This window comes from Caulobacter sp. X, assembly GCF_002742635.1.
Lineage (GTDB): Bacteria > Pseudomonadota > Alphaproteobacteria > Caulobacterales > Caulobacteraceae > Caulobacter.
In genome coordinates this window covers 45,333-58,496 of the sequence record NZ_PEGF01000001.1, presented here as the reverse complement: position 1 = coordinate 58,496, position 13,164 = coordinate 45,333, and the positions used below count along the sequence as shown (strand labels likewise).

At 69.1% G+C, this 13,164-nt stretch carries 10 protein-coding genes; 1 reads left to right on the top strand and 9 read right to left on the bottom strand.

Features of this window, described 5'->3' with window-relative positions; all coding sequences use genetic code 11:
- Positions 1-67 precede the first annotated feature (67 nt).
- The 7 genes from cobA to CSW60_RS00235 form a co-directional block, all read right to left on the bottom strand.
- The gene (gene cobA, locus CSW60_RS00265) at positions 68-838 is read right to left on the bottom strand and encodes a uroporphyrinogen-III C-methyltransferase (protein ID WP_099535097.1); all 771 of its coding nucleotides are present in this window, start codon (positions 836-838) and stop codon (positions 68-70) included.
- Complete coding sequence (locus CSW60_RS00260; protein ID WP_099535095.1) at positions 828-3,509, bottom strand: nitrate reductase; 2,682 nt, start codon at positions 3,507-3,509, stop codon at positions 828-830. The genes cobA and CSW60_RS00260 overlap by 11 nt, the downstream gene beginning before the upstream one ends.
- A 2-nt stretch (positions 3,510-3,511) precedes the next feature.
- The gene (gene nirD / locus CSW60_RS00255) at positions 3,512-3,862 is read right to left on the bottom strand and encodes a nitrite reductase small subunit NirD (RefSeq protein WP_099535093.1); all 351 of its coding nucleotides are present in this window, start codon (positions 3,860-3,862) and stop codon (positions 3,512-3,514) included.
- Positions 3,859-6,339, bottom strand: a complete 2,481-nt coding sequence (gene nirB, locus CSW60_RS00250) for a nitrite reductase large subunit NirB (protein ID WP_099535091.1) — start codon at positions 6,337-6,339, stop codon at positions 3,859-3,861. Before nirB ends, nirD begins: the two co-directional genes overlap by 4 nt.
- Positions 6,340-6,366: 27 nt before the next feature.
- A complete protein-coding gene (locus CSW60_RS00245; RefSeq protein ID WP_099535089.1) occupies positions 6,367-7,587 on the bottom strand; it encodes a NarK/NasA family nitrate transporter in 1,221 nt (406 codons plus the stop codon).
- A gap of 234 nt (positions 7,588-7,821) precedes the next feature.
- Positions 7,822-8,958, bottom strand: a complete 1,137-nt coding sequence (locus tag CSW60_RS00240; RefSeq protein WP_099535087.1) for a CmpA/NrtA family ABC transporter substrate-binding protein — start codon at positions 8,956-8,958, stop codon at positions 7,822-7,824.
- Entirely contained in the window at positions 8,955-9,527 is a 573-nt protein-coding gene (locus CSW60_RS00235) for an ANTAR domain-containing response regulator (RefSeq protein WP_099535085.1), read from the bottom strand. The genes CSW60_RS00240 and CSW60_RS00235 overlap by 4 nt, the downstream gene beginning before the upstream one ends.
- A gap of 210 nt (positions 9,528-9,737) precedes the next feature.
- Between CSW60_RS00235 and CSW60_RS00230 the strand changes: the two genes are divergently transcribed.
- Positions 9,738-10,280: a DUF1697 domain-containing protein gene (locus tag CSW60_RS00230; protein ID WP_099535083.1), complete on the top strand. Its 543-nt coding sequence runs from the start codon at positions 9,738-9,740 to the stop codon at positions 10,278-10,280.
- Between the two features lie 68 nt (positions 10,281-10,348).
- On the opposite strand, the gene CSW60_RS00225 is transcribed toward CSW60_RS00230, so the two are convergent.
- Both CSW60_RS00225 and CSW60_RS00220 read right to left on the bottom strand, forming a co-directional pair.
- Positions 10,349-12,673 (bottom strand): xanthine dehydrogenase family protein molybdopterin-binding subunit, encoded by a 2,325-nt coding sequence (locus CSW60_RS00225; protein WP_099535081.1) that lies wholly within the window; start codon positions 12,671-12,673, stop codon positions 10,349-10,351.
- Positions 12,670-13,158, bottom strand: coding sequence for a (2Fe-2S)-binding protein (locus CSW60_RS00220; RefSeq protein WP_099535079.1), 489 nt, complete (start codon positions 13,156-13,158; stop codon positions 12,670-12,672). The genes CSW60_RS00225 and CSW60_RS00220 overlap by 4 nt, the downstream gene beginning before the upstream one ends.
- Positions 13,159-13,164 lie beyond the last annotated feature (6 nt).

Sequence of the window (13,164 nt, the reverse complement as noted above, 5' to 3'; positions counted from 1 at the left end):
ATCCTCGCCGGCTCCAGCGCCGATCCTGTGAGCCTGGTCGCTGAAAGTTCGCCCTTCCAGGCCCCGTTCACGCAAATACCCTGCGGTCGGCGCAGTGACTTGAGGGAGTGGTCGCCAACGCGGCGACCTCGCCGATGACGATCAGCAGCGGCCCACCTTCTGTGCGAAGCGGAGCGACGGCGAGGTTGGCCAAGGTCGTCTCCGTCAGCCGCGCATGTGACGCCCCGGCGTTTTCGACGGCTGCCACGGAGGTGCTGGCGGCGCGGCCCTGGGCCATAAGCGCTTGGGCCAAGGTCGGCGCGGCCTCGGCGCCCATATGGACCGCCACCGTCGCCTCAGAGTCACCGCCTATACGCCAGTCGCCGGCCATGGCGCCGTCCTCCACGCGCGCCGTGGTGAACACAACGCGCCGTGCATTGCCGCGATGGGTCAGCGGGAAGCCGAACTGGGCGGCGGCCGCGCAGGCGGCGGTCACGCCCGGCACAATCTCAGTCTCGACGCCGAAGCGGTTCAGGAAGGCGGCCTCCTCGCCGACGCGACCGAAGATCGAAGGATCGCCGCCCTTCAGTCGCACCACGTTCAGCCCCCTACGAGCCAAGCGCAGCATCAGGCGGTTGATCTCATCCTGCTTCATGCTTGGCTTGCCGGCGCGCTTGCCTGTCTGGGTTCGCACACAGCCCGGCGGCGCCAGGGCGATGGCCTCTTCCGAGCACAGGGCGTCATAGAGCAGCGCCTGGGCGCTCTCGACCGCCCGGAAGGCGCGGACGGTCATGAGGTCCACGGGACCGGGCCCCGCGCCGACCAGCAGCACCTTGCCGAGCGTGGTCTCAATCGACATGGGCGGGCTCCTTGGACGTCGCGGACAGGGCTTTAATCATGCGAGCGATCTCGGGGCGGCAGGACCCGCAGTTGGTCCCGGCGCCGGTCGCCTTGCCGACGACGTCCGGGGTGCTGGCCCCCTCAGCGATGGCGGTTTCGATGGTTCTGGCGCCGACCTTCAGGCAGGCGCACACCAAGGGTCCCCTGTCGGCCGCCGCGCCGGACGGGCGGCCAAACAGCAGGGCCGAGCGCGCCTCGGCGGATAACGCCTCCTCTGCGAACAGCTCGACCAGCCAGTCGCGGGGCGGCAGGCGGCCGGTCGTAGTCATGTAGAGCGCCGCGACGAGGCGCCCATCCGCGATCCACGCCTCGCGCCGCGCGCCAGTGGCGGCGTCCTCATAGGTGACGAGTTCGCCGGCCAGTCCTTTGGACAGGACCTTGCGCAGGGCGTCGCGCTCGACGGCGTCGCCCCGGCCGGCGAACTCGTGCCGCTGGCAGGCGTCTTGGGGGATGCGCCGCCAGACAAGATCCGCCCCCGCTGGGGGATTCAGGGCGGACCGGGCCAGAAAGAAGCCCGTCCAGGTCTCGCGATAGGCGCTGATCCGGGCGGGGGTATGCTTGAATTCCGGTTGGCCGGACGTCGGATCGACGTTCGGCGCGACCAGGACGTTCGCGCGGCCCGAGGGGGCGAACGCGTCGGTCCAGTGCATGGGCATGAAGAGCCCGCCGCGCCGCTGGCGGTCCGTGACCTTGGCCACGGCGACGGCCTCGCCGCGCGCGGTCGTCACCCGCGCCAGGACGCCGTCGCGCAGGCCGCGCGCCTGGGCGTCCTCCGGATGGATCTCGACATAGGGCTCGGGCGCGTGGCGGCACAGGTCCGGCGCCAGGCCGGTGCGGGTCATAGTGTGCCACTGGTCGCGGATGCGCCCGGTGTTCAGCGACATTGGAAAGGCGGCGCTGGTCGCCTCGGCCGGGCCGCGCGGGCGGGTGGGCGTCATGCGGGCGCGGCCGTCGGGGGTTTGAAAGCGGCCATCGACGAACAGCCGAGGCGTGCCTTCGCCTTCGGCCTTCACCGGCCACTGGATCGGCGAGAGGTCGCGATAGGCCTCAGGCGTCAGCGCCGAAAGACCGGCGAGATTTAGCAGGCGGCCCTTGTTCTCATAGGTCGTCAGGCGCGCCCATTCGCGGAAGACCGCGGCGTTGCTCGCCCAGCCGAAGCCGTCGAAGCCCATGGCCGTGGCGACGTCCGCGACGATCTTCCAATCGCTTTTCGCCTGGCCGGGCGGGGGAAAGAGCGCCCGCTGGCGGGAGATGCGGCGTTCCGAGTTGGTGACCGTGCCGTCCTTCTCGCCCCAGCCCAGCGCCGGCAGCTTGACGTGGGCGAAGGCGGTGGTGTCGGTCTCGACGCAGTCGGAGACCACGACAAAGGGACACGCCGCCAGGGCTTCGCGGATCGCACCGCTGTCGGGCAGGCTGACGGCGGGGTTGGTGGCCATCACCCAGATCGCCTTGATCCGTCCGTCGCGAACGGCGTCGAACATCTCGATGGCCTTCAGGCCCGGCGCGCGGGCCGTGTCCGGCGCGCCCCAAAACCGGGCGACGCGATCGCGATCCTCGGGCGAGAAGTCCATGTGGCCGGCCAGGGTGTTGGCCATGCCGCCCGTCTCGCGTCCGCCCATGGCGTTGGGCTGGCCGGTGATCGAGAACGGGCAAGCGCCGGGCTTGCCGATCCGGCCGGTGGCCAGATGGGCGTTGATGATCGCAAGACCCTTGGCCACGCCCTGGACCGACTGATTGGCGCCCATCGAGAACAGGCTGACTGTCCGTTCATGCTGGGCGAACAGGTCGTAGAAGTCCTGCGCCGCCTCTACTGGAACCCCGCAGTCGGCGGCGACGGCGCTGACTGACTGGTCCATTTCCAGCAGGGCGGCGACGGTCTGCTCGAAGCCGTTCACGTGCTCGGCGATGTAGTCGCGATCGAGGGCGCCGCGCCGGATCAGGTCAGCCAGCAGGCCGTTCCACAAGCGCACGTCGCTCTGAGGCGCAATCGCCAGGTGCAGGTCCGCGCCCTCGGCCGTGTCGGTGCGGCGGGGATCAATGACCACGTGCTTCTGGCCGCGCGCCCTGGCCGCCTCCATGCGCCGGTAGAGCACCGGGTGGGTCCAGGCGGCGTTGTGCCCGCTGAACACCACGAGGTCGGCCAGCTCTAGGTCCTCATAGCAGCCCGGCACCAGGTCAGCGCCGAAGGCCTGCTTGTGAGCGGCGACCGCCGAGGCCATGCAAAGGCGGCTGTTGGTGTCGATGTTCCCCGAGCCGATGAAGCCCTTCATCAGCTTGTTGGCGACGTAGTAGTCCTCGGTCAGCAACTGACCCGAAACGTAGAAGGCGACGCTGTCGGGGCCGTGCCGGGCGATCGTCTCCTTGAAGCGCTTGGCGACCAGGGCGGTGGCTTCGTTCCAGGATGCGACCTTGCCCTTGATCATCGGCTCCAGCAGCCGCCCTTCGAGCCCGACGGTGGCTCCAAGCGCCAAACCCTTGGAACACAGCCGCCCGAAGTTGGCGGGATGGATAGCGTCGCCGGCGATGGCGACCGAACGCCCCTGCCCCACCGCGCCCGCGACGCCGCAGCCGACGCCGCAATAGGCGCAGGTCGTCTTGACCGTTTGCAGGGCGGCGGAGCCGTCGGCCATGATCAGTCCGCCATCGCCGGCTGGGCCAGCAGGACTCGGCCGTCGCGGACCAGGACCGGCACGACGGGCGCGCAGCCCTTGCCGGCGTCAGCGCCCGTCGGTCGCCCCGTCGCGAGGTCGATGACCCAGCTGTGCAGCGGACAGGTCACGCCGTGGCCGTGGACGATGCCCTGGCTCAAGGGACCCTTCTTGTGCGGGCAGCGGTCGACCAGGGCGAACACCTGGCCGTCGCCGGTGCGGAACACCGCGACGTCGCCCTGGGCCGTGGTCACCCGCCGCGCGCCGCGCTCAGGGATGTCGGTCACCGCGCCGACATCCCGCCAATCGGGGTCGATATGGGCTTGCAGGGTCATTCGGCCGCCATCTCCATCGGAAGGGTCGCCATGGGCTTGAACTCGCCGGCCGCCACGCCGCCGGTGGCGCGCTCCGCCCACGGGTCGATCTGGGCGGTTTCCTGCGATTTCACGAAGCGGGCGAAGAGCGCCGCGCGGCTCTCCAGATCGTCCACCGTGGCGGCGCGGATCGTGTCGAGCCCCACCCGGGCCATCCACTTGTAGATCCGCTCCAGGTACCAGCCGCCCTCGCGATACATCTGCATGACCGCCGCGATCACGGCGATCGCCTCGTCTTCGGTGGGGACCTTGGTCAGCAGCTGCGTGCCTTGGATGTGCAGGCCCGCCGCGCCGCCGACATGGATCTCGTAGCCGCTGTCGACGCAAATGACGCCGATGTCCTTGCAGGTCGACTCCGCGCAGTTGCGGGGGCAGCCCGACACGGCCAGCTTGACCTTGGCCGGGGCCCATGAGCCCCACATGAACTTCTCAAGCTTGATCCCGAGACCCGTGGAGTCCTGGGTGCCGAACCGGCACCAGTCGCTGCCGACGCAGGTTTTCACCGTCCGCAGCCCCTTGGCGTAGGCGTGGCCGCTGACCATGCCCGCCGCGTTGAGATCGGCCCACACGGCCGGAAGGTCGTCCTTCCTGACGCCCAGCAGATCGATGCGCTGGCCGCCCGTCACCTTCACGGCCGGAATGTCGTACTTGTCGGCGACGTCGGCGATGGCCCGCAGCTCGGCGGGGCTGGTCATGCCGCCCCACATCCGTGGCACCACCGAATAGGTCCCGTCCTTCTGGATGTTGGCGTGGACGCGCTCGTTGATGTAGCGCGACTGGCCGTCGTCCACGTACTCGCCGGGCCAAGCGCACAGCAGGTAGTAGTTCAGGGCCGGTCGGCACGCGGCGCAGCCGTCGGGCGTGGTCCATTCCAGTGCCTGCATGACTGCGGGCATGGACTTCAACTTGAGCTCGACGATCGCCTTGCGCACGTCGCCATGCGGGTGGTGCGTGCACTTGCAGATCGGCTTGGGACCAGTCTGGGCCTTGAAGCCGTCTCCGAGGGTCAAGCGGATAACCTGCTCGACCAGCGGCGTGCAGGATCCGCATGAGGCCGAGGCCTTGGTCACCGCGCGGACATCGTCCAGCGTGGTCAGGCCCTGGTTCGTGATCGCCGAGGTGATCGCCCCCTTGCAGACGCCGTTGCAGCCGCAGATCTCCTGCGTGTCGGGCATGGCCGCAACGGCCGCGCTAGGGTCCAGGCCCGAGAGGCCCTCCGTGATGGCTTGCCCAAAGATCAGGGTCTCGCGGATCTCGGCGACATCCGTCCCCGCCTTCATCAAGTCAAAGTACCAGCCGCCGTCGGCCGCATCGCCGAACAGCACCGCGCCGGCGACCTTGCCGTCCTCGATGACCACCCGCTTGTAGACGCCGCGCGCGGCGTCGCGGAACACGATGTCCTCGCAACCATCGCCGCCGGCGAACTTGCCGGCCGAGAACACGTCGACGCCCGAGATCTTGAGGCGCGTCGACAGGACCGAGCCCTGATAGGCGCCCTCGCCGTCCGTCAGCGCCTCGGCCAGGACCCGGCACATGTCCCAGATGGGCGTGACCAAGCCGTAGCAGTTCCCGCGATGCTCGACGCACTCGCCGACCGCGAACACGGCCGGGTCCGAGGTCCGCATGGCGTCGTCGACGATGATCCCGCGACTGACCTGCAGCCCGGACGCCTTAGCCAAGGTCGCGTTCGGACGGATGCCGACGGCCATGACCAGCAGGTCGCATGGCAGGATCCGGCCGTCCTTCAGCTTCAGGCCGGCGACTTCGCCGTCCTCGCCGACGATCTCCTGGGAATGAGCGCCGAGCACCGTGTCAACGCCACGCTCGGCCAGGGCCTCGCGCAGCAGATATCCCGCGCTCTCGTCGAGCTGTCGTTCCATCAGCACGTCCATCAGGTGGACGACCGTGGCCGCCATGCCCCGGCGCGCTAGGCCGTAGGCGGCCTCCAGGCCCAGCAGGCCGCCGCCGATGACCACGGCGCGGGCGCCGGGCTTGCCGGAGGCCTCGACCATCGCCTCGACGTCGTCCAAGTCGCGGAAGGTGACGACGCCCTTCAGGTTGGCGCCGGGCAGTGGCAGACGGAACGGGTCCGAGCCGGTCGCCAGGATCAGCTTGTCGTAGCCAACCTCCAGCCCGCCCTCGGCGACCACCTTGCGGCCGTCCAGGTCCACGGCGGTGACGGCGCGGCCGGCGTGCAGGATGATGGCGTTGTCGCGGTACCAGGCCTCGTCGTTGATGACGATGTCGTCGAAGGTCTTCTCGCCCGCCAACACCGGCGACAGCATGATGCGGTTGTAGTTCACCCGCGGCTCGGCGCCGAAGATGGTGACGTCGTAACGGGCGGGATCGCGCTTGAGCACTTCCTCGACCGCCCGGCAGCCGGCCATGCCGTTGCCGATGACGACCAGACGTTCCTTAGGCTTTGGCGCCTTGGTCATGGCTATCTCGCTTGTCGGGGAAAAGGATCAGACGCGGACCGAGACGGCTTCGCCGTGCAGGGTCGGCCAGACGGCGCGCCAGCGGGCCTTGAGCCCGAACAGGGCCACCAGCGCGAACAGGGCAAGAGCCGCGAAGCCGATGAAGCCGGACTGGTAGGAACCGGTCATCTTCTTGGCGAGCCCCAGGGTCGAGGCCAGGTAGAAGCCGCCGATGCCGCCGGTCATGCCGATCAGGCCGGTCATGACGCCGATCTCCTTGCGGAACCGCTGCGGGGCGAGCTGGAACACCGCGCCATTCCCGGCGCCGAGCGCCAACATGGAGAACATCAGCACCGCCAGCGCCATAGAGGCCGAGGGCAGTTGGAAGCTGGCCGCCGTCAGGCCCAGCGCGGCCAGGGCGTAGACGAAGCTCAAGGTCCGGACCCCGCCGAAGCGGTCGGCCAGGGCGCCCCCCACCGGCCGGATGAACGAGCCCGCGAAGACGCACGCGGCGGTGAAGAAGCCGGCGATGACCGGGTCCAGGGCGTACTCGCTGTTGAAGTACATGGTCAGCGACGAGGCGAGGCCCACGAAGCCGCCGAAGGTCACGCCGTACAGCAGCATCAGCCACCAGGCGTCCGGGACCTTCAGGACGTCGAGATACTCGGCCAGCTTCTTGGGCGCCGGCTGCTCAGGGGCGTCCTTGGCCAGCAGCATGTAGACCACAAACGCCACGGCCAGCGGGATGGCGGCCAGGCCGATCACGGCCTGCCAGCCATAGACCTTGGCCAGGACCGGCGCGAACAGCGCGGCCAGGGCGGTGCCGGAGTTGCCGGCGCCGGCGATGCCCAGCGCCAGGCCCTGGTGCTCCTGCGGATACCAGCGCGAGGCCAGCGGCAGGGCGACAGCGAACGAGGCGCCCGCCACCCCGAGGATGACGCCGAGGGCCAGGACCTGATGATAGTCGTGAACGCCGAGCGCCCAGGCCGTAACGAGGCCAGCCAGCACGATCAGTTGGCCAATCATGCCCGTCTTCTTCGGCCCGATCCGGTCGACCAGAACCCCGTTGACGAGGCGCAGAACCGCGCCGGCCAGCACGGGAACAGCGACCATCAAACCCTTCTGGGCCGGGTCCAGGTGGAAATCCTTGGCGATGGCCACGCCCAGCGGGCCCAGGATGACCCAGACCATGAAGCTGAGATCGAAATAGAGGAAGGCGGCGAACAGGGTCGGCGCATGGCCGGCCTTCAGGAAGTCGCGGGAGATCATGACGGCCTCGAACGGTTGCGTGTCTGCGAGAGCGGAGCGTCATCGCCCCGAGCGGGTGACCGCATCCGAGCGGTCCTCTGGCAGCCGCGAACGCCGTTGTTCGGTGGCCTGAGTTAAAGGGGAAACGATGCCGGGCGATCTGTCACGCGAGCTGAAGGAACAGAGACCACCGCCGATGCCCCACGCTCACTTGCTCACCATTCAGGCAGGCCCGGCGCCCGCTAAGGAGGCAGATCAGCGCTGAACGCGGGCGATGTCGAAGCTCTCGGCATAGGCGCGCGCGGCGTTCGGGTCGAAGGGGCGGCCGTCGAAAAGCCGCGCCTCGACAGGCCCGACAGCGTCGGCGAACACCAGCGCCGGCTCCAGGACGGGGCCCAGCGACAAGGCCGCCTCCCGATAGAGGTCGGGCCGATAGACCTGGTCGACGATGACGTCCAGGTCCCGGTTCGCGGCGATCTGCCCCCAGCGGATCATCTGGGACAGGAACCACAGTCCATGTTCGCGCCGCGGCAAGCCGGCGGCGTCGCGGTGGAACACGAGCTCGTGCTCCAGGGCGCGGACGATTGCCGCGGGCGGCGCGTCAACCGTGTCATGCCGGGCCAGAAGCGCGACGAGCGCGTCACGGTTCTCGACCGCGTCCGCCCAGGCCGCCCCGCGGATGATCGCGCGCAGGAGGGCGCGGAGCTCGTCAGGCTTGCGGCCGGCAAGCGCTGTGCTGATCCCGAGAACCTTGTCCGGCCCGCCCAGCCACAATTGGGACGAGGTGGCGAGGATGCGCCCTATGCCCTCGGCCTCAGCGACGGCGTTCCAGGGGGCGCCGACGCAGAAGCCATCGACCTCGCCGGCCCGCATCCGCTCGACCATGCGAGGCGGCGGAATGACCACCAGACGCACGTCGCGGTCCGGATCTACCCCGCCCTCGGAAAGCCAATAACGCAGCAGGTAGTTGTGCATAGACGCGGGAAAGACCACGGCGAAGGTCAGCGGCGCCTCGCCTTGAACACGACGCTTGGCGATCACCTCCCGGAGCTTCGCGGCGGAAAGCGCCGGATTCGTCGGTTCGCCGCCCAGCGCCTCGAACAGCGCCTTGGAGACGGTGATGGCGCTGCCGTTCCGGTTCAGGGCCAGCGGCGCCAGCACAGGACTTTCGGCGGTCTCAAAGGCGGAAGCCAGGGCCATGGGCGCCAGCATGTGGGCGCCATCCAGGGCGCCGACGGCCACCTTGTCGCGTATCGTGGCCCACGAGGCCTCGCGAACGAGTTCGACGGCCAGCCCCTCGTCTTCGAAGAAGCCTTGAGTTTGAGCCGCGATCAGCGGCGCGCAATCGGTCAGTGGGATGAAACCGAGGCGCAGGTCCGACAGGCCGCTCACGAAGCATCCCCCTTCAGCACGCCCGCGAAGGCCAGCAGATCGGCGGCGATCACGCCGATCGGCTTGCCGCGATCCATGGCGAGCTTGCGCAGGAGGCGGTAGGCGCCGTCCTCGTCGAGCCCCCGCTCCTTCATCAGAAGGCCCTTGGCCCGGTCCACGACCTTGCGCGACTCCAGGTCCGCCTTCGCCCGGGCCAGATCGCTTCGAAGCTGTCGCGTCAGGGCGAACCGGCTCATGGCCACGTCGAGGATGGAGCGCACGCGATTGGGGGCCAGGCCATCGACCACATAGGCGGCGACGCCCGCCCGCACAGCCTGCTCAGCGAGCCCGGGCTCCGAGCGATCGACAAACATCACCACCGGATGGCCCTGGCTCGACTCCTTGAGGCTGTCGAGCGTATCGCGGTCGGGGCTCTCGGCGGCGATCACCACCACGTCGGGGGCGAACGCCAGAACCTCGGCCTCGTCGTACAGCGCTGAATGGCGCACCTCCAGAGGCTCGATGCCCTGCAGCCCTTCGGCCACCAGTTCGGCCCGGACCTGATCGGGGTCTATCACGAGGACGCGCATGAGGCTGACCTAGGCGCTGCCCGGCGACTTTGTGGAGCGCCGCCGGGACGTTAATCTCCGCAAAATCCAAACTGCCTAATTCGCGGGCGCCGTCCATCCACAGCTAGGGTCTTTGCCAAAGGCGCCGAACCATGCGTACGAAGCGCCGCGTCCCCCGCGACGGCTGCCGGTCTAGGGCTTACACAGTCGCCGCGTTCGAAAGGCTCGACCATGTCCCTCCACATCGCCCTGCTGCGTGGCGTCAACGCCGCCGGTGGCCGTCTGATCTCCGCTGAAGAGTTGACGGGCCTGCTGACCGATCTTGGTCACACCGAAGTCCGCATGGGCCCCAAGGTCGGCGATCTGGTGTTCGAGAGCGAGCGCACCGGCGCGGACCTTCAGGCCCAGATCGAAGCCGAGCTGATGGCGCGCCTGGGCCTGCGCACCGATGTCTATGTCCGCACCGCGGAGGCCTGGCGGGCCCTGGTCGCGGCCAACCCATTCCCGGAGTTCGCGGCGTCCGATCCGGGCTGGATGATGACTCTGTTCTGCAAGGACACCCCCGACAAGAAGGCCATGGGCGCCCTGCGCGCGGCGATCCGCGGAACCGAGCAGGCGCGGGCCGAAAGCCGTCAGATCTATGCGATCTATCCCGACGGCGTCGGCGGCTCGAAGCTGACGACGAGTCTGGTCGAGAAGACCCTCGGCGCGCGGGTCACGGGGCGGACGTGGACGGTGGTGCTGGCGCTCGCCGAGATGCTTGAGCCAATCTAGTCGCTCACCGTCTTTCCTGTCGCCATCGCCACGCCCTTGGCGTCTAGCTCAAACGGCGCCAGCGCCGTTCAGGCCTTGCCTGACAAGGCCGCCATCACGGCGGCCGACGTGATCGGGATGTGCCGCAGACGGACCCCGACCGCGCGGAAGATCGCGTTGGCGATGGCCGGCGCCACCACCGTCGTCGCCGGCTCGCCCAGGCCGACCGGAACCTCGACGCTGTCGACAAACTGGATGTCCAGCTCCGGCGTGTCGGAAATCCGCAGGGGCGTATAGGTGTCGAGGTTCAGGTCCTTGACCTCCCCGTTCACGAACGCCGTGCCCTCATGCAGCGCCATGCTCAGGCCCCACAGCGCGGCGCCTTCCGTCTGGGCCCGCGCGCCATCGGGATCGACGATGGTCCCGGCGTCGGTCACCAGGGTGAGCTTCTGGACCGTGACCACGCCATTGGCCCGGTTCACATGGACCTTGGCCACGCAGGCCACCCAGGTGGGCATGTCACGCTCCTGGCCAAAGCTGGTGGCCAGGCCCAGGGCGGTGTCCTTAGGCAGGGGCTGCCCCCAGCCGGCCGCCTGAGCCGCGCGGCGCACCACCTCGGCCTGGCGTTTCGCGCCGCCCTTGGCGCTGGCGTCGTCGCCGGCGTTGGCGCCCGCGCCGGTCAGCAGTCTCAGCCGCAGGGCGACCGGATCGGTCTTGAGGTGATGGGCGGCCTCGTCGATGAAGCTCTCGCTGGCCCAGTTGGTCCAGCCCGGTCCCACCGACCGCAGCCAGCCCGGACGGAAGGTCTCGTTGGCCAGGTCGTTATTGATGGCCCGCACCTTGTGGGCGCCCACCTCGTACCAGTGGTCCGCGCCGGAGATGGCGAAGGGGTCATAGACCACGCCATTCTTGCCCTTGGGCATGAGGGCCGGCGCGTTAGCCAGGGTGGGCCAGCCGGCCGCGGCGTGATGCTCCTGAGCCAGAATGTTTCCCGCGCCGTCGAAAGCCATGCGCACGGTCTGGACCGAGGGCGAGCGCACCGAGTCGAAGCGCACGTCGTCCTCGCGGGTCAACACCAGCTTGACCGGGTTGCCCAGCGCCTTGGCCGCCAGGGCCGCGGGCACGGCGTAGTCGCCGTTCAGCCGCCGCCCAAAGCCGCCGCCCAGCATGTAGGTGCGCATGACGACGCTGGTCTCGGGGCGCCCGAGCGCCTTGGCCAGGGTCGGCAGGATCAGGCTCTGCCACTGGTTGCCGGTGTGGATCTCCATCACCCCGTCCTTCTCGAAGGCCAGGGCGTTCAGCGGCTCGAGCTGGAAGTGCAGCACGGTGGCGGCGGTGTAGGTCTGCTCCAGCACCGACTTGGCGGCCTTGAAGGCCGGCGCTGTATCTGCGGTCTTGGTGTCCAGAAGCGCCCCGACATCGGGCTTGGCGATCAGGCTGGCGGCGTGGTCCTGAAGGTCCTTCTCGGACACGGTCGCGCCAGGGCCAGCGGTCCATTTCACCTTGACCAGCTCCGAGGCGCGCAGGGCGGCGGGATAGGTCTCGGCGATCACCAGCACCCAGCCGGGCACGGTGTCGGACGGATCCTCGAGCGTCAGGCAGCGCAGGTAGCCTTTGATCTTCTTGGCCGCGCCATCATCGATCGACAGGACCTTGGCGCCATGGCGGGTCGGCGGCAGCTTGGGCCGGGCGAAGACCATCCCGGGAACCTTGGCGTCGATGCCGTAGATCGCGGTTCCGTTGGTCTTGGCGGCGATGTCCAAGGCCTTGCCCGGCTTGCCGATCAGCTTGCGCTCGGCGGCCGGCTTGATCGGCAGCTTGGCCAGTTCCTCGGGCGTGAACTGCCGCGCGACCCCGCCGCGCTTGACGATGTCGCCATACGAGATCGACCGGCCGCCGACATGCACCACGCCGCCCCGCGCCGTTCCGCCGGCTGGCGAGACACCCAGCAGCTTGGCCCCAGCCTCGACCAGGGCGATGCGCCCGGCCGCCCCGGCCCGGCTGAAGATCGGGAAGGTCTGCCACACCGACCAGCTGCCGCCGGTGACCATCAGGCCCCACTTGGGATCGGAGTCGACATGGACGATCCGCACCTTTTCCCACGCCACGTCCAGCTCGTCGGCCAGGATGCGCGCCAGCGCCGTCCCCACGTGCTGGCCCATCTCGGCGCGGATGATGTTGACCGTGACGATCCCCTCGCCGTCGATGGCGAACCATAGGGTCGGCTCGAATTGAGGCCCGGCCTTGGCCATCGGGACGCCAGCGGGCGCGGCCGGATCCATCGCCGCCTCAACCAGCGCCGAGAAGCCGAAGGCCAGGCCCGCTCCCGTCGAGGCGATCAGGAAATTGCGGCGCGACAGGACGCCGCCGCCCTCGCCTCCCCTCTTTTCGCTCAGCGGCGGAAGGCGGCTCACGACTTGCCTCCCACCGTCTTGGGCGCCTGGCCTCCCATCGCGGCGGCCGCCTGCTTGATGGCGGCGCGAATGCGGACATAGGTCATGCAGCGACAGAGATTGCCGCTCATGGTCGCGTCGATGTCCTGGTCGGTGGGCTGGGGGAAATCCTTGAGCATCGCCGCGGCCTGCATGATCTGTCCCGACTGGCAGGAGCCGCACTGCGGGGTCTGCAGGTCCTGCCAGGCCTGCTGCACGGGATGCTGGCCGGCCGGATCCAGGCCCTCGATGGTCGTCACCTCGGCGCCGTCGACGGCGCTGAGCGGGGTGATGCAGGATCGCGTCGCCCGCCCGCCGACATGGACGGTGCAGGCGCCGCACATGCCGATCCCGCAACCGAACTTAGTTCCGGTCAGGCCGATGTCGTCGCGGATCACCCACAGCAGGGGCGTGTCCTCATCGGCGTCAATGGAGACGGCCCGGCCATTGATCGTGAACTGGGTCATGGCGGG

Coding starts and splice junctions, on each gene's coding strand:
- CSW60_RS00260 (WP_099535095.1), bottom strand. CDS start 3,509: ATGGCCGACGGCTCCGCCGCCCTGCAAACGGTCAAGACGACCTGCGCC.
- nirB (WP_099535091.1), bottom strand. CDS start 6,339: ATGACCAAGGCGCCAAAGCCTAAGGAACGTCTGGTCGTCATCGGCAAC.
- CSW60_RS00220 (WP_099535079.1), bottom strand. CDS start 13,158: ATGACCCAGTTCACGATCAATGGCCGGGCCGTCTCCATTGACGCCGAT.
- CSW60_RS00245 (WP_099535089.1), bottom strand. CDS start 7,587: ATGATCTCCCGCGACTTCCTGAAGGCCGGCCATGCGCCGACCCTGTTC.
- nirD (WP_099535093.1), bottom strand. CDS start 3,862: ATGACCCTGCAAGCCCATATCGACCCCGATTGGCGGGATGTCGGCGCG.
- CSW60_RS00230 (WP_099535083.1), top strand. CDS start 9,738: ATGTCCCTCCACATCGCCCTGCTGCGTGGCGTCAACGCCGCCGGTGGC.
- cobA (WP_099535097.1), bottom strand. CDS start 838: ATGTCGATTGAGACCACGCTCGGCAAGGTGCTGCTGGTCGGCGCGGGG.
- CSW60_RS00235 (WP_099535085.1), bottom strand. CDS start 9,527: ATGCGCGTCCTCGTGATAGACCCCGATCAGGTCCGGGCCGAACTGGTG.